Origin of the sequence: Marivivens aquimaris (genome assembly GCF_015220045.1) — a bacterium.
GTDB classification, from domain to species: Bacteria; Pseudomonadota; Alphaproteobacteria; order Rhodobacterales; family Rhodobacteraceae; genus Marivivens; species Marivivens aquimaris.
Genome location: NZ_JADBGB010000001.1, coordinates 1476709 through 1498266, shown reverse-complemented (window position 1 = coordinate 1498266; position 21558 = coordinate 1476709). Strand labels below are relative to the sequence as shown.

25 protein-coding genes and 1 tRNA gene are annotated in these 21558 nt (G+C 62.1%); 20 read left to right on the top strand and 6 right to left on the bottom strand.

The window, feature by feature from the left end; all coding sequences use genetic code 11:
• Positions 1-16: 16 nt before the first annotated feature.
• Positions 17-1621: an NAD(P)H-hydrate dehydratase gene (locus IF204_RS07435; protein ID WP_194095875.1), complete on the top strand. Its 1605-nt coding sequence runs from the start codon at positions 17-19 to the stop codon at positions 1619-1621.
• A gap of 80 nt (positions 1622-1701) precedes the next feature.
• Here IF204_RS07435 and IF204_RS07430 read toward each other — a convergent pair whose 3' ends face one another.
• The gene (locus tag IF204_RS07430; RefSeq protein ID WP_228069114.1) at positions 1702-2106 is read right to left on the bottom strand and encodes a Hint domain-containing protein; all 405 of its coding nucleotides are present in this window, start codon (positions 2104-2106) and stop codon (positions 1702-1704) included.
• A gap of 246 nt (positions 2107-2352) precedes the next feature.
• Between IF204_RS07430 and IF204_RS07425 the strand changes: the two genes are divergently transcribed.
• From IF204_RS07425 to IF204_RS07415, 3 genes are all read left to right on the top strand, one after another.
• Positions 2353-2437: transfer RNA gene (locus IF204_RS07425), tRNA-Leu, on the top strand.
• A gap of 125 nt (positions 2438-2562) precedes the next feature.
• Positions 2563-3891, top strand: a complete 1329-nt coding sequence (gene tig / locus IF204_RS07420) for a trigger factor (RefSeq protein ID WP_194095871.1) — start codon at positions 2563-2565, stop codon at positions 3889-3891.
• 179 nt (positions 3892-4070) lie between these two features.
• On the top strand, positions 4071-4547 hold the full coding sequence (locus tag IF204_RS07415; RefSeq protein WP_194095869.1) for a hypothetical protein: 477 nt from the start codon (positions 4071-4073) through the stop codon (positions 4545-4547).
• A gap of 54 nt (positions 4548-4601) precedes the next feature.
• Here IF204_RS07415 and IF204_RS07410 read toward each other — a convergent pair whose 3' ends face one another.
• The 4 genes from IF204_RS07410 to rpsF form a co-directional block, all read right to left on the bottom strand.
• Positions 4602-6560: a bifunctional 2',3'-cyclic-nucleotide 2'-phosphodiesterase/3'-nucleotidase gene (locus IF204_RS07410; RefSeq protein ID WP_194095867.1), complete on the bottom strand. Its 1959-nt coding sequence runs from the start codon at positions 6558-6560 to the stop codon at positions 4602-4604.
• A 173-nt stretch (positions 6561-6733) separates the two neighbouring features.
• Positions 6734-7312 carry a 50S ribosomal protein L9 gene (rplI, locus tag IF204_RS07405; RefSeq protein ID WP_194095865.1) on the bottom strand — a complete coding sequence of 193 codons (579 nt, stop codon included), beginning with the start codon at positions 7310-7312 and terminating at the stop codon, positions 6734-6736.
• A gap of 13 nt (positions 7313-7325) precedes the next feature.
• A complete protein-coding gene (gene rpsR, locus IF204_RS07400) occupies positions 7326-7553 on the bottom strand; it encodes a 30S ribosomal protein S18 (protein WP_167638026.1) in 228 nt (75 codons plus the stop codon).
• A 19-nt stretch (positions 7554-7572) separates the two neighbouring features.
• The gene (rpsF, locus tag IF204_RS07395; RefSeq protein WP_194095864.1) at positions 7573-7926 is read right to left on the bottom strand and encodes a 30S ribosomal protein S6; all 354 of its coding nucleotides are present in this window, start codon (positions 7924-7926) and stop codon (positions 7573-7575) included.
• Positions 7927-8238: 312 nt separating this feature from the next.
• Between rpsF and IF204_RS07390 the strand changes: the two genes are divergently transcribed.
• From IF204_RS07390 to IF204_RS07370, 5 genes are all read left to right on the top strand, one after another.
• On the top strand, positions 8239-8775 hold the full coding sequence (locus IF204_RS07390; protein ID WP_194095862.1) for a hypothetical protein: 537 nt from the start codon (positions 8239-8241) through the stop codon (positions 8773-8775).
• 85 nt (positions 8776-8860) lie between these two features.
• Entirely contained in the window at positions 8861-9799 is a 939-nt protein-coding gene (fabD, locus tag IF204_RS07385; protein ID WP_194095860.1) for an ACP S-malonyltransferase, read from the top strand.
• Between the two features lie 16 nt (positions 9800-9815).
• Entirely contained in the window at positions 9816-10553 is a 738-nt protein-coding gene (gene fabG, locus IF204_RS07380; protein WP_194095858.1) for a 3-oxoacyl-[acyl-carrier-protein] reductase, read from the top strand.
• A gap of 125 nt (positions 10554-10678) precedes the next feature.
• Positions 10679-11269, top strand: coding sequence for a TetR/AcrR family transcriptional regulator (locus tag IF204_RS07375; protein ID WP_194095856.1), 591 nt, complete (start codon positions 10679-10681; stop codon positions 11267-11269).
• Positions 11270-11427: 158 nt separating this feature from the next.
• Positions 11428-11661, top strand: a complete 234-nt coding sequence (locus IF204_RS07370) for an acyl carrier protein (RefSeq protein ID WP_167638032.1) — start codon at positions 11428-11430, stop codon at positions 11659-11661.
• Positions 11662-11736: 75 nt separating this feature from the next.
• Here IF204_RS07370 and IF204_RS07365 read toward each other — a convergent pair whose 3' ends face one another.
• Positions 11737-12585 (bottom strand): PilZ domain-containing protein, encoded by an 849-nt coding sequence (locus IF204_RS07365; protein ID WP_194095854.1) that lies wholly within the window; start codon positions 12583-12585, stop codon positions 11737-11739.
• A 153-nt stretch (positions 12586-12738) separates the two neighbouring features.
• Between IF204_RS07365 and fabF the strand changes: the two genes are divergently transcribed.
• The 11 genes from fabF to IF204_RS07310 all read left to right on the top strand — a co-directional run bounded on the left by fabF (position 12739) and on the right by IF204_RS07310 (position 21528).
• Positions 12739-13998 carry a beta-ketoacyl-ACP synthase II gene (gene fabF, locus IF204_RS07360; protein ID WP_194095851.1) on the top strand — a complete coding sequence of 420 codons (1260 nt, stop codon included), beginning with the start codon at positions 12739-12741 and terminating at the stop codon, positions 13996-13998.
• On the top strand, positions 13999-15156 hold the full coding sequence (mltG, locus tag IF204_RS07355) for an endolytic transglycosylase MltG (protein WP_194095849.1): 1158 nt from the start codon (positions 13999-14001) through the stop codon (positions 15154-15156). It abuts the gene before it with no gap.
• A 132-nt stretch (positions 15157-15288) separates the two neighbouring features.
• The gene (locus IF204_RS07350) at positions 15289-15591 is read left to right on the top strand and encodes a hypothetical protein (protein ID WP_194095848.1); all 303 of its coding nucleotides are present in this window, start codon (positions 15289-15291) and stop codon (positions 15589-15591) included.
• The gene (locus tag IF204_RS07345; protein ID WP_194098170.1) at positions 15548-16873 is read left to right on the top strand and encodes a DNA-packaging protein; all 1326 of its coding nucleotides are present in this window, start codon (positions 15548-15550) and stop codon (positions 16871-16873) included. The genes IF204_RS07350 and IF204_RS07345 overlap by 44 nt, the downstream gene beginning before the upstream one ends.
• A gap of 145 nt (positions 16874-17018) precedes the next feature.
• Positions 17019-18188, top strand: a complete 1170-nt coding sequence (locus tag IF204_RS07340) for a phage portal protein (RefSeq protein WP_194095846.1) — start codon at positions 17019-17021, stop codon at positions 18186-18188.
• Positions 18181-18369 carry a hypothetical protein gene (locus IF204_RS07335; protein ID WP_167638039.1) on the top strand — a complete coding sequence of 63 codons (189 nt, stop codon included), beginning with the start codon at positions 18181-18183 and terminating at the stop codon, positions 18367-18369. Before IF204_RS07340 ends, IF204_RS07335 begins: the two co-directional genes overlap by 8 nt.
• Before the next feature lie 9 nt (positions 18370-18378).
• A complete protein-coding gene (locus IF204_RS07330) occupies positions 18379-18918 on the top strand; it encodes an HK97 family phage prohead protease (protein WP_194095844.1) in 540 nt (179 codons plus the stop codon).
• A gap of 22 nt (positions 18919-18940) precedes the next feature.
• The gene (locus IF204_RS07325) at positions 18941-20119 is read left to right on the top strand and encodes a phage major capsid protein (RefSeq protein WP_194095842.1); all 1179 of its coding nucleotides are present in this window, start codon (positions 18941-18943) and stop codon (positions 20117-20119) included.
• A gap of 133 nt (positions 20120-20252) precedes the next feature.
• Positions 20253-20846: a head-tail connector protein gene (locus tag IF204_RS07320; RefSeq protein WP_194095840.1), complete on the top strand. Its 594-nt coding sequence runs from the start codon at positions 20253-20255 to the stop codon at positions 20844-20846.
• The gene (locus IF204_RS07315; protein ID WP_194095838.1) at positions 20843-21127 is read left to right on the top strand and encodes a head-tail adaptor protein; all 285 of its coding nucleotides are present in this window, start codon (positions 20843-20845) and stop codon (positions 21125-21127) included. The genes IF204_RS07320 and IF204_RS07315 overlap by 4 nt, the downstream gene beginning before the upstream one ends.
• Positions 21124-21528: a DUF3168 domain-containing protein gene (locus IF204_RS07310; RefSeq protein ID WP_194095836.1), complete on the top strand. Its 405-nt coding sequence runs from the start codon at positions 21124-21126 to the stop codon at positions 21526-21528. The genes IF204_RS07315 and IF204_RS07310 overlap by 4 nt, the downstream gene beginning before the upstream one ends.
• Positions 21529-21558: the final 30 nt, after the last annotated feature.

Below are 21558 nucleotides of genomic sequence, written 5' to 3'. Positions count from 1 at the left end.
AAAGTTGATTAATCCGATGTCTTTCCTGCTGACCGCTGCCCAAATGCGCGCCAATGAGGCCCGAGCGATGAAATCAGGTGCGGTCCAAGGCATTGAATTGATGGAGCGCGCGGGGCAGGGCGCACTGGATGCCATTCTGCGCCGCTGGCCTGAAATGGCAGGCACTTCCGGTCGCGCTTTGATCCTCTGCGGTCCGGGAAATAACGGCGGCGACGGCTTTGTCGTCGCCCGTCTGCTGCATGATCGCGGCTGGGACGTGGATGTGCGTTTGTTCGGCGATATCGACAAGCTCCCGCCCGACGCCCGCACCAACGCGGGTCGCTGGACAGAGCGCGGCCCGATCACCCCGTGGAGCGGCTGGACGGGCGGTCTCCTCATCGACCCTGTGGACGAACACCAAAAGCCGGTCCATCAGCCCAGCAACGATCCGTGGCAATATACATTGATCGTCGACGCGCTCTTCGGCATCGGCCTGACCCGCCCGCTGGACCAAGACAAAGGCTTCAGTGCCCGCCTGCCGGAATGGGACCTGCGGGACGCGCCGAACCGGCCCAGAATCGTCGCGATCGACATCCCCAGCGGCCTTCATTCCGACACTGGTCACGTGCCCGAAGGCGGTGATGTCCTCTGGGCCGACCTTACCGTCACCTTCCACGCCATGAAGCCCGGTCATGTGCTGGCCGACGGCCCGTTCTACTGCGGCACGACAGTCGTCGCGGATATCGGCCTGAAAGACGACGAAACCGAAGCCCGTCTGGTCGACGCCCCCACGATCAACCTCTCCAAAGCGCCCCAATTCGCCCCTAGCGACAAAGCGGGCCACAAATTTAGCTACGGCCACGCGCTGATCCTGTCAGGCAACAAAGGTAAATGCGGCGCCTCCCGCATGTCCGCCCGCGCCGCGCTGCGCATCGGGGCAGGGCTCGTCACTTTGGGCTGCCCCGGGGATGCACTGGCCGAAAACGCCGCCCACCTCGACGCCATCATGCTTGAGGTGATCAACGACGCGGCCACGCTCACCGATTACCTCAAAGACGACCGCCTGAACGCCATCGGCCTCGGCCCCGCGCTCGGCACCTCTGACCGCGAAAAAGCCATCGTCGCCAAAGTCCTAGACGTAAACCGCGCCACCGTTCTGGATGCAGACGCACTCACCCTCATCGCAAAAAACGAAGACCTCTTGAACAAGCTCCACGCAAAATGCGTCCTGACCCCGCACGGCGGCGAGTTCGCTCGGCTCTTCCCCGATCTGGCCGAGGACCTCAAAAACGGCGCCTCCAAAATCGACATCACCCGACAGGCCGCTCACAGAGCAAACTGCACCGTCCTCCTCAAAGGCGCCGATACCGTCATCGCATCGCCAGACGGCCAAACCTCCGTCCACGCCGCCGCATACGACCGCGCCGCGCCGTGGCTTGCAACTGCAGGCTCGGGTGATGTCCTCTCCGGCCTGATCACAGGATGCCTCGCCCGCGGCGCGCACCCTCACCAAGCCGCCGAGACAGGCGCATGGCTCCACACCGAAGCCGCCCTGACATTCGGTCCCGGCCTCATCGCCGAAGACCTGCCGGATCAAATCCCGCAGGTCCTGCGCAGCTTGGGCGCCAGATCTTCATTCTGACAAAAATACCTCCGCCGGAGGCAACAAAGCCGCCCGGAAGGCGGCTTTAACAAACGATGTCGCGCCGCAAGACGCGGCCGTCAGATATCCGCCGTCGCCAGCTCGATGCCGTCTGCATAGATGATGTGCTGCTCGTCGAACACCAACTCGAACGCCATCTCGGTGCGGTCGGGCAGGCGGGACACGAACTCGCCGTCCAGCAGTTTGTGCGCGGGCACCAACGCCGTGGGCGAGCCGTAAAGAGCCTCCGCCCGCCAGTCGCGGATGTGAATCAGCGTATCGCTCGGCAGCACCATGTCGCGCTCGGGGCGCGTGTGGCCAAGGCTGCCTGCCTTGATACGGATCGGGGAAAACGTGGCTTCGGTCCGGCGCACTTCGCGCAGGACAGCCATGCCGGAGTCGCGGGTGATGACGCGATCGCCAGGCGAAAGGGATTCGACCGGCAGTTCGCCGTCGAGCGTAAATACGATAGTACCAGTTAACATTCCGGACACGTTCTGTCCCCCGGTCTTGACCACCGGACACTCTAAAAGTTGGTTGAACATGGCGGTTTCCGCTCTTCTTGTCTGCCCACGTCCCAGATTGGGGCTAAATGTGGCAACAATGCGGCCCAAGTGGGGAATTCTGCCCAATTCTGCACATTCGTAATGAGAACGGGCATTTAGCAGCACACGAATGCACAAAATTCGCTCTGGCGTCCGGTGAAACTGTTTGCTATCTCCGCCGTCGATGCGGGTGTGGCGAAATTGGTAGACGCACCAGATTTAGGTTCTGGCGCCGCAAGGCGTGGGGGTTCAAGTCCCTCCACCCGCACCACCTTCCCCCAGACAGGTAAATGACGCGTGTTTCGCCTTGCATGGTGGCGTATCCCCCAATAGAAGGGCGTCTGATTTAGGTGGCCGCTTCGCGCGGCCTGAACGAGACGTAAAAGGACGCAAACGATGCAGGTCACCGAGACCCTCAACGAAGGCCTCAAGCGCGGCTACACCATCACCGTCACCAACGACGAGCTGGAAGCCAAGGTAAACGAAAAGCTGACCGAGGCTCAGCCCGAAATCGAAATGAAGGGCTTCCGCAAGGGCAAAGTGCCGATGGCTATGCTGAAGAAGCAGTTCGGCCAGCGCCTTCTTGGTGAGTCGATGCAGGAAGCTATCGACGGCGCCATGAACGAGCACCTCGAACAGTCCGGCGATCGTCCCGCTGCACAGCCGCAGATGAAGATGACCAACGAAGACTGGAAAGAAGGCGACGACGTCGTCGTAGAGGTTTCCTACGAAACCCTGCCGACCATTCCGGACGTCGACTTCTCGAAAGTTGAACTCGAGCGTCTGGTCGTCAAAGCAGACGACGCTTCGGTTGACGAAGCTCTCCAGAACCTCGCTTCGACCTCGAAGTCCTTCGCACCGAAGCGCAACGGCAAAGCTGCCGACGGCGATCAGGTCATCATCGACTTCGTTGGTAAAGTAGACGGCGAAGCCTTTGAAGGCGGCACCGCAGAAGACTACCCGCTGGTACTGGGCTCCGGCTCGTTCATCCCGGGCTTCGAAGACGGTCTGATCGGCGCAAAAGCCAAAGAAGAGCGCGACGTCGAAGTCACCTTCCCGGAAAACTACCAGGCCGAGAACCTCGCTGGTAAAGCCGCTGTCTTCACCTGCACCGTCAAGGAAGTGAAGAAGCCGGTTGACGCCGAAGTCGACGACGAGCTGGCCAAGAAGTTCGGCGCAGAAGACCTCGCTGGTCTGAAAGCACAGATCGCCGAGCGTCTGGAGCACGAATACACCGGTGCATCGCGCGCCATCGTCAAGCGCTCGCTGCTCGACGCTCTGGACGGCGTTGTGTCGTTCGACCTGCCGCAGTCGCTGGTCGACGCCGAAGCCAACCAGATCGCACACCAGCTGTGGCACGAAGAGCACCCGGAAGTCGAAGGTCACAACCACGACGCCATCGAGCCGACCGAAGAGCACAAGTCGCTTGCAGAGCGCCGCGTGAAGCTAGGCCTCCTGCTCGCTGAGGTCGGCCAGAAAGCCGAGATCCAGGTCACCGACGCCGAACTGACCCAAGCTGTCATGAACCAGGCACGTCAGTACCCGGGTCAGGAACGCCAGTTCTTCGAATTCGTCCAGCAGAACGCCCAGTTCCGCCAGCAGCTTCAGGCTCCGATCTTCGAAGACAAGGTCGTCGACCACATCCTGACCGTCGCAAAAGTCGACGAAAAGGAAGTCTCGAAGGACGAACTGCAGAGAGCTGTTGAAGCTCTCGAAGACGAATAATCGTCTGAACACGTTAAGGAAAAAGGCGCCTTCGGGCGCCTTTTTTCGTTCAAAGTCGGGAAAACTAGACCCATTTTCGTTATATAACGGGTTCTCATAATATTTCCCTTGGGTAAGCTTGTCCTATTGAAGCCGGCTCTGGCCGGATTGGGGGCGAACGACATCGAAGGGACCAGACGATGAAGAAAATTCTGACTGCCGCACTCATATGGGCCGGTCTTGCAGGCGCTGCCGCCGCTTGCCCGAACTACGAACTTGGCGCTGGCGAAGCGTATGACGCAAGCGGAAGGCAGCTCTACGAGCAGCGACGTTTCAACGTCATCGCGGGTGGCGACAATTACATCTGGGACTGCAAGTACATCCGTCCGGGCACTGATCAGGGCGCGGGCTACTTCCCCTCAGCTCCCGACTTCCGCTTCTTCCTGTCCGACATGGGCCCGTACAAGCTGGAGATCAGCGTGATCTCGGAATGCGACGCGGCGCTTCTCATCAACACCGCTTCGGGCAACTGGTACTATGACGACGATGACAACGGGAACCTTGATCCCAAGATCGTCCTGACCCGTCCCGCGAACGGCCAGATCGACATCTGGATCGGCACCTATGACGGCGAATACTGCGATGCGGCTCTCTATATGGAGACCTTCCGCAAGTAAGCGCACCCGACATTCTAGCGGAGAGGGGCGGCCATCTGGCCGCCCCGATCTTTTTTACAGGTCGATTTTGAAGCGCGCGAAGCCCTCGGGGCCTTCGCCTGCTTCTTCCATGGTCACGCCCTCGACGTCATCCATGTACTGCTTCGCCGCCGGACCGGTGTCGAACAGAACCGTGGTGCCTTCCATCGGCGCGAACGACCAGTTGGCATCGGCGCTCGGGCTGATGGTGCCCTGATCGACGATGTAACGGACGATGATATCGCGGTTGGTATCCGGACCCTCGAAAATGATCGTAGAGCCGTCGGCACCCGGGAAGTGACCACCGCCGCCAGCGCGATAGTTGTTGGTCGCCACGATGAATTCCTGAGCCGGATCAATCGGTGCGCCGTTGTACTGAAGGTTCACGATACGGTTCGTGCCTTCGTTGATAACGTTGCCGTCACGGTCGAACATCATCGGCTGGCTGAGGTCGATCTGGTAGGTCACGCCGTCGATGACATCGAAGTTGTACGACGGGAAATCGGGGTTCAGCAGAACCTGATCCTGTGCGCCCGGTTCGATCTGGTTGAACATGCCTGCCGAACGTTCCAGCCAAAGTTTGACCTGCTCGCCGGTGATGCGGACAGCGCGGATGGTGTTCGGATAGAGGTAGAGGTCGGCCACGTTCTTGATCGCGATCGGGCCGGTCGGCACGTCGGTAAAGTACTCCGGACCACCACGACCACCAGCCTTGAACGGTGCAGCAGCGGACAGCAGCGGCAGATCCGCGTGCTCGGTGCCTTGCAGCATCTGCTCGATGTACCACGTTTGTGCGTTCGACACGATCTGCACCGACGGATCATCGGCAACCAGCGCGAAATAGCTGTAGAGCGGGGCGTCGGTTTCGCCCACGGCGCGGCGCACGTATTCCAGCGTGGCTTCGTGGTCTTCCATCGCAGCCGCTTCGACCTCGGCGTCGCTCTCGACGGTCGGGGTGATCGAACGGTCTTCGCCGCGCATGTAGATCGGGCGGGCTTCGACGTCGCTATCGACCACAACCCACTTGTCGCCGTCACGTTCGAGCAGCAGGTCGACGAGACCCATGTGGCTGCCCCAGAAACCGGCCATGACGCCCGGCTTGCCCGAAATCAGACCGTTTTCGGCGTCCACGCCTTCCCACTCGGCATAATCAGGGCCGGGGAACACAAGGTGGCTGTGGCCGGTCATGATCGCGTCGATACCGTCAACGGCAGCGAGCGGGATGGCGGCGTTTTCCATGCCTTCTTCCCATTCGGCAGACCCGATGCCGGTGTGGGCGAGGGCGATGATGATCTCTGCGCCTTCTTCCTTCATCTGCGGGATGTAGGCTTTGGCGGTTTCCACGATGTCGCGCGCTTCGACGTTGCCTTCGAGGTTCTTGCGGTCCCACGTCATGATCTGCGGCGGCACGAAACCGATGAGGCCGATCTTGATCGGGAAGGTGTTACCGTCGCCGTCGGTGAGGTCTTTTTCAACGATGGTGTAGGGGGCAACCAGCGTCTCGTCCTCGGTCGGGGTCGCGCCCTTGGTGGTGGCGACGTTCGCGCACAGCACGGGAAAGTTCGCGGTTTCGACCGACTTCATCAGGAAATCGAGGCCGTAGTTGAATTCGTGGTTGCCCAGCGTCGACGCTTCATAGCCCAGCGTGTTCATCGCGGCGATCACGGGGTGCACGTCGCCTTCGCTCATGCCCTTTTCATAGGCCATGTAGTCGCCCAGCGGGTTACCCTGAAGGAAGTCGCCGTTGTCCACGAGGAACGTGTTGCTGGCTTCGGCGCGGATGTTTTCGATGATCGACGCGGTGCGGGCCAGACCGACGGTGTCCGACGGTTTGTCGGCATAATAGTCGTAGGGGAAGACGTGAACGTGCACGTCGGTGGTTTCGAGAATACGCAGGTGCGCCTGATTGGTCGCAGCTTTTACTGAAAACGGGTGCATCGCGATCATGCCGGCAGTACCGGCAAGGAAACCACGGCGTGAGAGATTGAATTTCATGGGAGCCCCACTGTTTGCAATTCATTCGGAGTTGAATGGTGGGGGAATGCTAAGCCCATCGTGTGACAGGGCGGTGATACTTTTTGACCAAACGGTCAGTTGACGTCACGGGAGCCGCAACGAAAAAGGCCGCGGACAATGCCGCGGCCTCAAACTTGTGCAGGAAGAGAAGATTACTCTTCGTCTTCGTCGCCAGCAGCTGCGCCGACTTCGTCGAACAGCTCAGCGATTTCCGACTCAGCAGCGGCTTCTTCTTCAGCAGCCAGTTCCTGGATCGATTTGCCCGAAGCCTGAAGTTCGGCTTCTTCTTTGGAGCGAGCAACGTTGATTTCGATCGAAACCGAAACTTCCGGGTGCAGCACGACGGTGACGGTGTGCAGACCGAGGTCCTTGACCGCGCCGTTCAGCACAACCTGCTTCTTGTCGACCGAGAAACCCTCTGCGGTTGCAGTTTCGGCGATGTCACGGGTGGTGACGGAGCCGTACAGAGCGCCCGAGTCCGAAGCGGAGCGAATCACAACGAACTGCTGGCCGTCCAGACGTTCGCCGAGAGCTTCTGCTTCTTTTTTGGTTTCGAGGTTGCGTGCTTCAAGCTGAGCCTTGTCGGCGTCGAACTTTGCTTTGTTGGCGTCGTTAGCGCGCAGGGCCTTGCCTTGCGGCAGAAGGAAGTTGCGAGCGTAGCCGTCTTTGACAGCTACGATGTCGCCCATCTGGCCGAGCTTGGCAACGCGTTCGAGAAGGATAACGTCCATGAGTTCTGTCTCCTTACTTCACAGCGTAGGGCAGGAGGGCCAGAAAACGTGCGCGCTTGATGGCCTGGGCCAGTTTACGCTGGTTCTTGCCGCTAACTGCGGTGATGCGTGCAGGAACGATCTTGCCGCGCTCAGAGATGTAGCGCTGCAGAAGACGGGTGTCTTTGTAGTCGATCTTCGGAGCGTTCTCGCCCTCGAACGGATCGGTCTTACGGCGACGGAAAAACGGTTTGGTAGCCATTACTTAGGTCCTTTCTCGATCAACGACGTTCGCGACGGTTGTCACGTTCGTCACGCTTCTGCATCTGAACCGACGGGCCTTCAGCGTGCTCTTCGACCTTGATGGTCAGAACGCGCATAACGTCGTCGTGCAGGCGCATCAGGCGTTCCATTTCCTGAACGGCCGACGACGGTGCATCGGTGCGCAGGAAGGCATAGTGGCCCTTGCGGTTTTTGTTGATCTTGTAGGCCATCGTCTTGACGCCCCAGTACTCCGAACCAACGACCTTACCGCCGTTGTCCGAGAGGACGGTGCCAAAATGTTCGATGAGACCTTCGGCTTGCGCGTTGGACAGGTCCTGACGCGAAATGAAGACATGCTCGTACAGCGGCATGTATGCTCCTGTTCTGTTCGGCGCATTTCATAGGACGGGCGAACCTTCCGCTCCCATCCACGAGAGACTGCGCAGTTCATACCGTGCGCGGAAGGATGCGGCCTTATACAGGCGATGCTCAGGATTACAAGGCAATTATCGGCCCGATTTGGCCTGCACAACCTGCCGTAGAAACAACCTTGAATTGTCATGCTATGAATCAACTCGTGACAGGTTTTCGCCACATTGGAAGAGTTATTCTACCAGCATCCACTCGTAGGTAATGTCATGAATGCATTAACACACAGACAAGCTTTCTTCGAGCCGCCCTTCATGCCGGCTCTTTCGGATCAAATTCAATCGATCCGCGTCGACGAAATGCGCTGGGGCTATATTCTCCACCGTGGCGCAAACAGTCAGCCCAACGATGTCATGCCGCTCGTTGCCACGTTCTTCTCTGTCGCGTTCGGGATCGCGGCACTGGCGACGTGGATGATCCCCGGCGTGATGTTCAACGGCGCTGCAGTCGGCATCAAACTCGCTCTTTCCACGGCCATGGTTGCCGGTACGGTCGGCCTTCGCCGCTATTCGCGCCGCACGGGCTATGCCAGCGTCGAAATCGACATCTTCAAACGCGAAGTCCGCGAAATCGTCACACGTTGTTCGGGCAAGGCGCATGTCGTCTCGCGTTACCAGTTCCCCGATATTGGTGGCGTTTTCATCCGTCGCAGCCGCTCCAACGGCGATGCTTCGCTCGTTCTGCGCTATAAGAAGACGTCGATCGGGACCGAAATCGCCAGCGGCAGCCTTTGGGAAATGGAAGCTCTGCGCGATCGGATCGGACACGATCTTCTGTCGAACCGTCCCTGACGCGCCCCTTTTTTGGGCGCGACTTTCTTGAGGTAACTCTCCCGACACGCTAAGGCAGTGGAAAGTTGACCAAAGGAAAGCACTCATGCGGGCATTCGTATTTCCGGGGCAGGGCGCCCAAGCCATTGGAATGGGCAAGGCACTGGCCGAGGCCTATCCGGCCGCACGCGCCGTCTTCGAAGAAGTAGACGAGGCTCTGGGCGAAAGCCTGTCGGGCCTCATCTGGGAAGGCGACATCGAAACGCTGACCCTGACCAAGAACGCACAGCCTGCGCTGATGGCGACCTCGCTCGCCGCGATGAAAGCGCTCGAGGCCGAAGGCGTGACCATCGCCGCTTCGAACTACGTCGCAGGCCACTCGCTGGGCGAGTATTCCGCGCTGGCCGCTGCCGGTGCACTGAGCATCGCCGACACCGCGCGCCTGCTGCGCATCCGCGGCACCGCGATGCAAGAGGCCGTTCCGGTCGGCGTCGGCGCTATGGCCGCTCTGCTGGGCCTCGGTTTCGACGACGCCCGCGCAGTTGCCGAAGAGGCCGCGCAAGGGCAGGTCTGTCAGGCCGCCAACGACAATGACCCTTCGCAGGTCGTCGTGTCGGGCCACAAGGAAGCCGTCGAACGCGCACTGGAAATCGCCAAAGCCAAAGGCGCCAAGCGCGCGCTGCTGCTGCCGGTTTCCGCACCGTTCCACTGCGCCCTGATGAAGCCCGCCGCCCACGTGATGGCAGAGGCTCTGGACGACGTGGACATCAACGAACCTGTCGTTCCCGTCATCGCCAACGTCCGCGCCGCTCCGGTGTCGGACCCGCAGCTTATCCGCAACCTTCTCGTCGATCAGGTCACCGGCTCGGTCCGCTGGCGTGAAAGCGTGCTGTGGATGGCCGACAACGGCGTCACCGAAGCGTGGGAAATCGGCGCGGGCAAGGCTCTGTCGGGCATGATTAAGCGCATCTCCAAAGAAATCACCACCCGTGCTGTCGGCACGCCGGAAGACGTCGTCGCTGCGCGCGACGCGTTGAACGCCTAATATAAAGGACATCATCATGTTTGATCTGACCGGCAAAAACGCCCTTATCACAGGCGCTTCGGGCGGCATCGGCGGCGCCATCGCAAAGGCGCTGCACGCCGCCGGCGCGACCGTCACCATTTCGGGCACCCGTCAAGGCCCGCTGGACGAGCTGGCTGCCGAACTGGGCGACCGCGTTCACGTCCTGACCTGTAACCTCTCGGATGCCGATGCCGTCAACGCGCTGCCCAAAGCCGCCGCTGACGCCATGGGTTCGGTCGATATCCTCGTGAACAACGCGGGCATCACCAAGGACAACCTCTTCATGCGCATGTCGGACGAAGAGTGGGCCAGCGTTCTGGAGGTCAACCTGACCTCCACCATGCGCCTGTGCAAAGGCGTCGTGCGCGGCATGATGAAGTCCCGCTGGGGCCGCATCGTGAACATCTCGTCGATCGTCGGCGCCACCGGCAACCCCGGTCAGGCAAACTATGCCGCGTCCAAGGCGGGCATGGTCGGCATGTCGAAGTCCATCGCTTATGAGGTCGCCAGCCGCGGGATCACCGTGAACTGCGTCGCGCCGGGCTTCATCGCAACCGCGATGACCGACAAGCTGAACGACGACCAGAAAGCCAAGATCAACGACCAGATCCCCGCAGCCCGCATGGGCACGCCCGAAGAAATCGCCGCTGCCGTGCTTTATCTGGCGTCGAATGAGGCCGGATACGTCACCGGATCGACCGTTCACGTGAATGGCGGAATGGCTATGCTCTAACTTACGTTAGGTAAGTTAGATATTCTTATGAATAGGGGGTGGCGTTTCGCTGCCCCTTATTTGTACAAGCGTTCCATAAAAAAATTGAAAGACTGTAAATAACATTCTTCCTTTACGGAGACCTCATGGGACGCAAGCCGGGATTTACCGACGAGCAGGTCTTTGTGTGGCTTTCGGAGCATTTGGCACAAGCTCCGGGAGTAACGGTTCAACAAGTGTCTAAAGGAACCGGAGTATCCGTTGGTTCGCTCTACCATCGGTACGGTTCCATGGAAGGCCTTCTGGCCGAAGCATGGATTTGGGCGCAGGAGCATTTTTCGCGCCTTATCGTGCCTTTGCTGAAGGCAGATGGCGAACGTGCGGCTACCCGCGCGGCGCTCGAAGTGTTGAATTTCGTCAACGCGAACAAAGCCGCAGCAACGCTGCTATTCCTCGTGCCGGAGCGCTATCTCGTGCGTCCGGGTCTTGACCTGTCGATCATGGATCGCGTGGCCGAGGCGAGGGATCTTCTGACATCCGCCATCAGCGATTTTGCTAATCGGATCAATCATATCGCAGAGACTGTCGAACTGGCTGTGTTGCAGCTTCCGGCATCGCTCGCGGAAAAATACCTGCCGCACGGTACAATTCCGCCGCAAGCAGAACTATATGTCCGCAAGACTTGCAGGATGATCCTGAGCAACCCTCTGGAAATCGAAGAAGTAGAGCACGCTTGAAAGCGTTTGCCTCTGGGGAATTCTCTGCTATAGCCCACTGAGATTTGCCGCAGAGGGGTCACCCTCTGCAATGGTGGCGCCCCCCCGCGGGCATTTGAACCGCCCCGACGGGGCAAGCTAAAAGAACGGGCAAAAGCCCAAATTAAGAGGACTAGGACATGAGCGACGTCGCTGATCGTGTACGCAAGATCGTTGTTGAGCACCTGGGTGTTGAAGAAGAAAAAGTGACTGAGAACGCTTCGTTCATCGACGATCTCGGCGCAGACAGCCTCGACACCGTTGAGCTGGTAATGGCATTCGAAGAAGAGTTCGGCATCGAGATCCCGGACGACGCAGCCGAAACCATCCAGACCTTCGGCGACGCAGTCAAGTTCATCTCGGAAGCCAAGTAATTCTGGCCTCTACATGAATACGGAAACGGCACCCTTCGGGGTGCCGTTTTTGTTTGTGGGGTCAGTAATGTGGGGTCAGGTCGTGGCGACCTTGGTCCTGACGATGGGTTTGCTGGCACCTTGCGGCAGAACACTCATCAACTCGCGCCGCGTGAGAAGCCGGTCGAACCGCAGCCCGCAGGCGTAAGCGTTCTGCCATGCCGCGCGGCCGGTGATCTTGATGCCCGCAAACTCCAGCGTCATCGGCCCCGTCAGTTTCTGGGTGGAGCAGGGCGGCCGGTCGATTTTCGCGCCCCCGCGGCTCAGGTCGTGTAGCCGCATGTCGTAGCTTTCATTGCCGATCGTCACCTTGGCCGACAGATTCACGAAATAGCGGTCGCTTAGCGCATCGCGGCGGATCAGATGCCTGACCCAGAGTGCGATGGCGATCAGCGCGGCAATCACGCCCATCGCGGTCAGGCTTTCGCGGCTGACGGCGATACGCAGCGCTTCAAGCATGAAATGCCGTTCGTGCCCCACGGGGATATCTATTGCGACCCCGTGACAGTCGAGCATTGCCAGCGCACCGATGGCACGGGCCACGGCCACGCGCACGTCGTGGTTCTGGGCGCGCAATTTGATGCTATCGGGGCCATCGGCGGCCACGGTCGCGGCGACGGCAGCAAGCGCGAGCGCCAGTTTGTCCGCCGCGTCCTCCAGTTCCGTGCCCGCCAGCGTTGCGTGCAGCCCGTCGGGATCGAACCGCGTCAAATGTGTGAGCGTTGTCGCCAGCGCCCCTTCCCACGCGTCACCCTCCGCCGTTGCCAGCGCTGATTGGGCCGCGAACAGGCGCAGCAGATCGGTCGAAGTGCGGCACGCCTCGATCGCACGCCCCCAGAGGGGAATCATGCACAGGATAATCGCGAGAATTAAACGCCCTTTCATCTGGTCCCCGCAGTAGTTCGCCCCTAGATTGCCACAAAGCAGTTAAGGCGGAGTAAAGCCGCCTTGAGATTTGACCATGTTGCTCACGCCCTTGCCCCGCGACTTCGCATTGCGCTATCAGGAGCCAACAGAATTCAGAGGTGAGGGCATAATATGCGCCGTGTCGTTGTAACCGGATTGGGCCTTGTAACCCCGTTGGCCGATGGCGTCGAAGAAAGCTGGACGCGCATCCTTGATGGCCAGTCGGGCGCCGGACCGATTACCCAGTTCGATCCCGAGGGCCTTGCCACGACCTACGCTTGTGAAGTCAAGCGGGGCGACGGCACCGATGGCACCTTCGATGCCAACAAGTACATGGAACCCAAAGAGCAGCGCAAAGTGGATGACTTCATCCTCTTCGGCGTCGCCGCAGCCCAGCAGGCTGTCGAAGATTCGGGTTGGAAGCCGGAAACCGACGAAGACAAGGAACGCACCGGCGTTCTGATCGGCTCGGGCATCGGTGGTCTGAAATCCATCGCCGACACCGCCGTCATGATCGAAGAAAAAGGCCCGCGCCGCGTGTCGCCGTTCTTCATCCCCGGCGCGCTGATCAACCTGATCTCGGGTCAGGTGTCGATCAAATACGGGTTCAAAGGTCCGAACCACTCGGTCGTCACTGCCTGTTCGACCGGCGCGCACGCCATCGGCGACGCGGCCCGTCTGATCAAATACGGCGCGGCTGACGTGATGGTTGCCGGCGGCGCGGAAGCTGCGATCTGCAAGATCGGCATCGCGGGCTTCAACGCTTGTAAGGCGCTTTCGACCAAAGGCGCGGAAGATCCGACCAAGGCCAGCCGCCCTTATGACGCGGACCGCGACGGCTTTGTCATGGGCGAGGGCGCGGGCATCGTGGTTCTCGAGGACTACGAGCACGCCAAGGCGCGCGGTGCGAAGATCTATGCCGAAGTCCTCGGCTACGGCATGTCGGGCGACGCCTACCACATCACCGCTCCGTCCGAAGACGGCGAAGGCGCTGGCCGCTGCATGGCTGCCGCTCTCAAGGACGCAGGTCTGGAGCCGTCGAAGGTCGACTACATCAACGCCCACGGCACCTCGACCATGGCCGACACCATCGAGCTTGGCGCGGTAGAGCGTATGCTCGGCGATCACGCAAAGAACGTCACCATGTCCTCGACCAAGTCGATGACCGGTCACCTTTTGGGCGCCGCCGGTGCGATCGAAGCGATCTTCTCGATCCTTGCGATCCGCGATCAGGTGGCTCCGCCGACCATCAACCTCGACAACCCCGCTGTCGAAACCGTCGTTGACCTCGCACCGAACAAGAAGGTCGAGCGCAAGATCGACGTCGCCCTGTCGAATTCCTTCGGCTTTGGCGGCACGAACGCTTCGGTCATCTTCGGGAAAGTCGACTAAATGTGGCGTAACCTCGCGTCCAACGCGCTGACGCTGTTCATCGTCGTGCTGTTTCTGCTCGGCGGCGTCGTTCTCTGGGGCCAGCGTGCCTATCAGGAACCGGGGCCGCTGGCGCAGGCGATGTGCCTCGAAGTGCCGCCGAACTCCGGTATCCGCCGTGTCGCGGCGGAGCTGGAGAACATGGACGCGATCACATCGCGCATGATCTTCAACATCGCCACCGACATGGGTGACAAGAACGCCGACCTCAAGGCCGGTAGCTTTCTCATCCCTGCCGGTGCGTCGATGGAACAGATCATCACAGAGATCACCGGCACGGGTCAGAGCACCTGTGGCACCCAAGTGGTCTACGTGATCGGTGTGAACCGTGCCTTCGTCCGCGTGAACGAGCTGGACCCCGAAACCCGCGAGTTTGATGCTGTGGCAGAGTTCGACATTGGCGCGGCTGACGTGCCTGCCGAATACACCGCCGTGCGCGAACAGGCGGACACCCGTTACGCTGTGAACGTCGTCGAAGGCGGCACCAGCTACAACATCGTGCAGGCGCTGAACGGCATCGACGCGCTGGAAGGCGAGATCACCGAGATCCCCGCCGAAGGCTCGCTCGCCCCGCAATACTACGAGTTCCAGCCTGGTGACAGCGTGACCGCCCTCGTGCAGCAGATGGAAGACAAGCAAGTCGCCAACCTCGCTGCCGCATGGGAACAGCGCGCGGATGATCTGCCCTATGACACGCCCGAAGAGGCGCTGATCATGGCGTCGATCGTTGAAAAGGAAACCGGCATCGCCTCGGAACGCCCGCAGGTCGCCAGCGTCTTTATCAACCGTCTGCGTCAGGGAATGCGTCTGCAAACCGACCCGACCGTCATCTATGGCGTGACGAACGGCGAAGGCGTACTGGGCCGCGGTCTGCGCCGCAGCGAACTGGACCGCCAGACCCCGTATAACACCTACCTGATCGACGGTCTGCCGCCGACCCCCATCGCCAACCCCGGCATGGATGCGATCATGGCAGCGGTGAAGCCGGACGAGACGGATTACATTTTCTTCGTCGCCAAAACGCTGAACCCCGCCGACGGCCACGTGTTCTCGACCAACCTGTCGGACCACAACGACAACGTCGCAGCCTTCCGCGCGCTCGAAGCGGCGGCGAACTGATCGGACGGGGCGTTAACCTCAAATATGCAAGCTCCGGCTATTGTCACTGACAGGCTGGACGCAAACGAAAGCGGTCCTTCGGGGCCGCTTTTTCGTTTCCGCTTAACTGGCGGAGCCATTGAGGCAGGCAACATGACGCAAGCTGAAGATCACCGGACCGCCGACAAACGGCGGCTGGATGAAATGATCGAGATCTACGAGTGCGCGGTGCAGTCCGTGCGCCAGTTGATCGCAAGGATCGATGCCGGAGACGAAGAGGTGCCCAAGAAACTGGGGGCCCAGATCTCCACACTCTTCGATCTCTACGTCCGCATCCGCAAGGGACAGGACGACTTCAACGAAAAATTCGGGAAAGCAGATGCAGACATCACCGATATCGCGCGCATCAGGGATGAAATCGGGCGCAAGCTTGATCGCATCCGCGAGCGTAGCTGAACAGAAGCGCTTTCTGGACGAACTCAAGGAGGCAGAGCTGACCGCTCTGCCTTTTCTGTTCGAGTTCTGGGCGCTCGACCATCAACTCCCTCCCGATGGCGACTGGCGCACATGGGTCATCTTGGGCGGTCGCGGCGCGGGCAAAACGCGGGCAGGAGCCGAATGGGTCCGCGCGGTCGTGGAAAACGGCAGCGCCAAGCGCATCGCCATTGTCGGCGAGACCAACGACCAAGCCCGCGAGGTCATGGTTTTTGGCGACAGCGGCATCATCGCCTGCTGCCCGCCGGACAACCGCCCCGAATGGATCGCGGGGCGCAGGCTGCTGGTCTGGCCCAATGGCGCGACGGCGCAGGTGTTTTCGGCCTTCGATCCCGAAGCCCTGCGCGGCCCGCAGGTCGACGCGGTCTGGGCCGACGAGATCGCCAAGTGGAAACGCGGGCAGGAGACGTGGGACATGATCCAGTTCGGCCTGCGTCTGGGCGACGATCCAAAGGCCTGCGTCACCACCACGCCGCGCAATGCGTCCGTGCTGAAGGAACTGCTGGAGCGCTCCAGCACCGTCGTCACCCACGCGCCGACCCATGCCAACCGCGCCAACCTTGCCGCCGGTTTCCTTGAGGAAGTCGAGCGCCGCTACGCAGGCACCCGCCTCGGGCGGCAGGAGCTTGACGGCGTGCTGTTGGCGGACGTGGAAGGCGGGCTCTGGACTTCTGCGGGGCTGGAGGGTGCGCGGGTGGATCACGCGCCCGTCCTTGACCGCATCGTCGTCGCTGTGGACCCGCCCGTGACGGGACACAAGCGCTCTGACGCTTGCGGGATCATCGTGGCGGGCGTGACGATGACCGGCCCGCCCCGCGACTGGAAAGCCTACGTGCTGGAGGACGCCACAGTGCAAGGCGCGCTGCCCCACGTCTGGGCCAAGGCCGCCGTGGATGCCTACCACCGTCATGGTGCGGACCGTCTGGTGGCCGAGGTCAACCAAGGCGGCGCTCTGGTCGAAGAGGTCGTGCGCCAGATCGACCCGCTGGTCTCCTACCGCGCGGTCCGTGCCGCCACAGGCAAAAGCGCCCGCGCCGAACCTGTCGCGGCGCTTTACGAGCAGGGCCGTGTGGCGCACCTGCGGGGTCTCGGCGATCTGGAGGACCAGATGTGCCGCATGACGATGCAGGGCTATGACGGGCAGGGTTCGCCCGACCGCGTCGATGCGCTGGTCTGGGCGCTGCATGAGCTCTTGATCGGTCCCGCTGCCACTTGGCGCGCCCCTCGGATGCGGGGGCTGTAGCTGCGCCCTTGCGGGCTTGCGGCCTCCGGCGGAGGTATTTTTGTCAGAATGAAGAGGCGGGGGCACCGTACGGTGCCTTCGCCGCATTTTAAGAGGAATAGCGGATAACGGTTTCATCGGATCGGGCGGGAGCAAGGAGAAGCCAATGTTCGACTTTCTGAAACGCGGCGCGGCTGAGGTGCCCGAGGCAAAGGCATCCGCCACAGGGCGCGTCGTTGCCATGGGCGCGGGCCGCGTCGTCTGGTCGCCGCGTGATGCCGCGTCACTGACCAAGCAGGGCTTTACCGGCAATCCGGTCGGGTTTCGTGCGGTAAAGATGATTTCCGAGGCCGCCGCCGCGCTGCCGCTGGTCTATCAGGACCGCGAGCGCCGTTATGACGAGCACCCCGTGGCGGGCCTCTTGCAGCGCCCCAACAGCGGGCAGGGCCGCGCTGCGTTTCTGGAAGCGGTCTACGGGCAGCTATTACTGACCGGCAATGCCTATCTGGAGGCCGTGGGCACGGGGGATCTGCCGCTGGAGCTGCATGTGCTGCGCTCCGACCGGATGAGCCTCGTGCCTAGCGCTGACGGGTGGCCTGTTGCGTATGACTATGCGGTGGGCGGGCGCAAGCACCGGTTCGCTCTGGGCGATGGTCCCAGCCCCATCTGCCATATCCGCAGTTTCCACCCGCAGGACGACCATTACGGCCTGTCCCCGATGGAGGCCGCTGCGACTGCCGTGGACGTGCACAACAGTGCCTCGCGCTGGTCCAAGGCGCTGCTTGACAATGCGGCGCGGCCCTCTGGCGCGATCGTTTACAACGGCGCTGACGGGCAGGGCACCATGACCTCGGACCAGTACGACCGCCTGCTCCACGAGATGGAGACCATGCACCAAGGCGCGCGCAATGCGGGGCGCCCGATGCTGCTCGAAGGCGGGCTGGACTGGAAACCAATGGGGTTCAGCCCTTCGGACATGGAATTCCAGAAGACCAAGGAAGCCGCCGCGCGCGAGATTGCCACCGCCTTTGGTGTGCCGCCGATGATGCTCGGCATTCCAGGGGATGCGACTTACGCCAATTATCAGGAGGCCAACCGCGCGTTCTATCGCCTCACCGTCATGCCGCTGGCATCGCGGGTCACGGGTGTCATCGCGGACTGGCTGTCGGATTTCACCGGCGAGCGCATCGATATGCGTCCCGACCCCGACCAGATCCCTGCGCTGGCCGCCGAGCGCGAAGCGGCGTGGCGGCGGGTGAGCGACGCGAGTTTCCTTACCGATGCGGAAAAACGCGCGCTGCTGGGCCTGCCTGCGCTGGAGGTGACGCATGGGTGATGTCGTCGACCTCAAACCCCGCGAGGAGCCGCCCGCCACCGATTTCTGGTTCGCCCAGCTCGATTTGCGCTTGGGCCGTATCGAAACCGTCATCACGCGGCTGGCCCGTCAGGTCTGGCTGGTGATGTGCGCCGTGCTGGCGCTGACGCTGGCGACGCTTGTTAGCCAGATCGCCGGATAAGGAGAGACCATGCTTGAACACAAATTCACGGCCCTCGGCGGGGACGTTGCCCTGACCGACGGGCATGTCATCGCGGGCTACGCCTCGCTATTCGGGGCTGTCGATCAGGGCGGCGATATCGTCGAACGAGGGGCCTATGCGGCCTCGCTCAAACGGCTCGCGGCCAAGGGCGGCGCGGTCAAGATGCTCTGGCAGCACGACCCCGCGCAGCCCATCGGCATCTGGGACGAAGTCACCGAAGACGACCGCGGACTGCGCGTCAAAGGCCGTCTGCTGACCGACGTCGCCAAGGGCCGCGAGGCTGCCGCGCTGATCGAGGCGGGCGCTATCGACGGGCTCTCCATCGGGTACCGCACGCTCAAGGCATCCAAGGACGCGCAGGGCCGCCGTCTGCTGACCGAACTCGACCTCTGGGAGGTGTCCCTCGTGACGTTCCCGATGCTGCCCGAGGCGCGTGTTGCCGCCAAGGGTGACACCCCCGAACACGCCGCGCTTCGCGATGTGGCCGATGCGTTCCGCAGCGCCGCACGGATTTTCGCCAAGGGCTGAGCCCGCTTTTGAAAGGACAGGAATGGAACACCCCGAGATCAAATCCCGGGCCGGAGAAGACGTGTCTCCGGCCGAGGACATGAAATCTGCGCTGAGCGATTTCATGAGCGAATTCAAAACCTTTTCCGACGGCATTGATGCCAGGTTTCAACAGCAGGAAGACCGGATGACCAAACTCGACCGTAAATCGCTGATCGCAGCACGCCCCGTACTCTCGGCAGGCGCACATGACGAAGTCCCGCACCAGAAGGCGTTCGCCGCCTACCTGCGTTCGGGCGATGACGAGGGCCTGCGCGACCTGCCGCTCGAAGGCAAGGCGATGTCCTCGACCGTGGCTGCCGACGGCGGCTATCTGGTGGACCCGCAGACCTCGGACCACATCAAATCGGCGCTGAACTCCACCGCCTCGCTGCGTGCCATCGCCTCCATCGTGACGGTCGAGGCGACCTCCTATGACCTTCTGGTCGACCACGCCGACATGGGCGCGGGCTGGGCGAACGAGGACACCGCCACGGGCGAGACCGCAGCCCCGCAGATCGACCGCATCACCATCCCGCTCAACGAACTCTCGGCCATGCCGAAGGTCTCGCAGCGCCTTCTGGATGACAGCGCGTTCGACATCGAAAACTGGCTGGCCTCGCGCATCGCGGACAAGTTCGCCCGCTCCGAAGCCTCGGCCTTTGTCGCGGGTAATGGCGCCGACAAACCCAAGGGCTTCCTGACTTATCCCGTCACCCCGAACGCGTCGTGGGAGTGGGGCAAGATCGGCTATGTCTCCACCGGCGTATCGGGCGGCATCGAGACCGGCGATCCGATCATCGAACTGGTCTATGCCCTCGGCGCCGAATACCGCGCGGGCGCGAGCTTCGTGATGAACTCCAAAACCGCAGGCACCGTGCGCAAGCTCAAGGACGCGGACGGCCGCTTCCTGTGGTCGGACGGCCTCAGCCAGGGCGAGCCCGCGCGCCTCATGGGCTATCCTGTCCTCATCGCAGAGGACATGCCGGACGTCGCCGCAGGTGCCAACGCGATTGCCTTTGGTGACTTCGCGCAGGGCTACACCATCGCCGAGCGTCCCGACGTGCGCCTGCTGCGCGATCCGTTCTCGGCCAAGCCGCACGTCCTGTTCTACGCCACCAAACGTGTCGGCGGTGCCGTCAGCGACTTCAAGGCGATCAAGCTGCTGAAGTTCGCCGCCTGAGCCACCCCATAGGCAGGCGATCCTCCCCGCCTGCCTGACCGGACGCGCCCGCATTGTCCAGCTGTTCCCTCCGTCCGAGCAGTGTCGGGACTTGCGTCCGGTCTCCTTTCCACGCCGCCTTCGGAGACCTTCCATGATGCTGACAGAACAGACACCGGTGCCCGCCGCGGCCCTTCCGGTGGCCCAATTCAAAGACCACCTGCGTCTGGGTGCCGATCTCCCCGAGGACGGCTCCGGCGATGCCCCGCTGCAAAGCTGCCTGCGCGCCGCCATCGCCGCGATCGAAGCCCGCACGGGCCGCATCCTGATTTCCCGCCCGTTCACATGGGTCATCGGCCAGTGGCGCAACCCGTCGGAACAGACGCTCCCCGTGCAGCCTGTTTCCGACGTGACCGCCATCCGCCTCGTTGACCGCTCCGGCAGCCAGACCACCGCCAGCGGCTTTGCCCTCGCGCCCGGTTTTCGCGGCCCGTTCCTGATCGCGCTGGGGCTGGAGCTGCCGCACATCCCCGCAGGCGGTTACGCCCGCGTCGAACTCACCGCTGGCTATGGTGAGACCTTCGACGCGATCCCCGCCGATCTGGCGCAGGCGGTGCTGATGCTCGCTGCGCACTACTACGATTTCCGCCACGGCCAAGCGGTCGAGCGCGCCACGTTCCCGCCCGCCGTCGCCGCCATCACCGCGCGCTTCCAGCCGATCCGCATGACCGCAGGAGCCCGCCCGTGAAAGCGCCCGTCCTGAACACGCCGCTCACGCTGCAAACCCGCACCCGCACGCCCGACGACGCGGGCGGCTATGCCGAGGGTTGGAGCGATGTCGCGACCGTCTGGGCCGCCGTCGATGCTCGCGCCAGTGCCTCCGGCACCTCGCTGCGCATCATGGCCCGCAATGACGTCCGCCCCGCGCTCCACGACCGCATCCTCAGCGGCGGGCGCACTTACACCATCAACGCGGTGGCCGATGCGCAGCGCGGTTTCCTGCTGTGTTTCGCGAAGGAGGACACATGACCTACGCGCTTTCCGCCGCCCTTCAAGCTGCGGTTTTCCAGCAGCTCTACACCGATCCCGAGGTTGTCCGTCACCTCGGCTCCCACATCTACGACGCGCTCCCCTTCGGCACCGCGCCCGCGCTCTACGCGCAGCTTGGGCCTGAGACGGTTAAGGACGCATCCGACGCCACAGGCCACGGCGCGCAGCATGATTTCACCGTGTCCGTCGTCACCACGCAGGCCGGTTTCACCGCCGCGAAAGAGGCCGCAGCCGCGATCTGCACCGCGCTCGAAAACTCGCTGACGCTCACCGCCGGACACCTCGTCTCGCTCGCGTTCACCCGCGCCGTGGCCACCCGTCAGGGCGAGGATGCCCGCCGCATCGACCTGCGCTTCCGTGCGCGCACCCAGCTTAACTGAGGCCCGTAAGCCTCTGACACAAGGAGATTT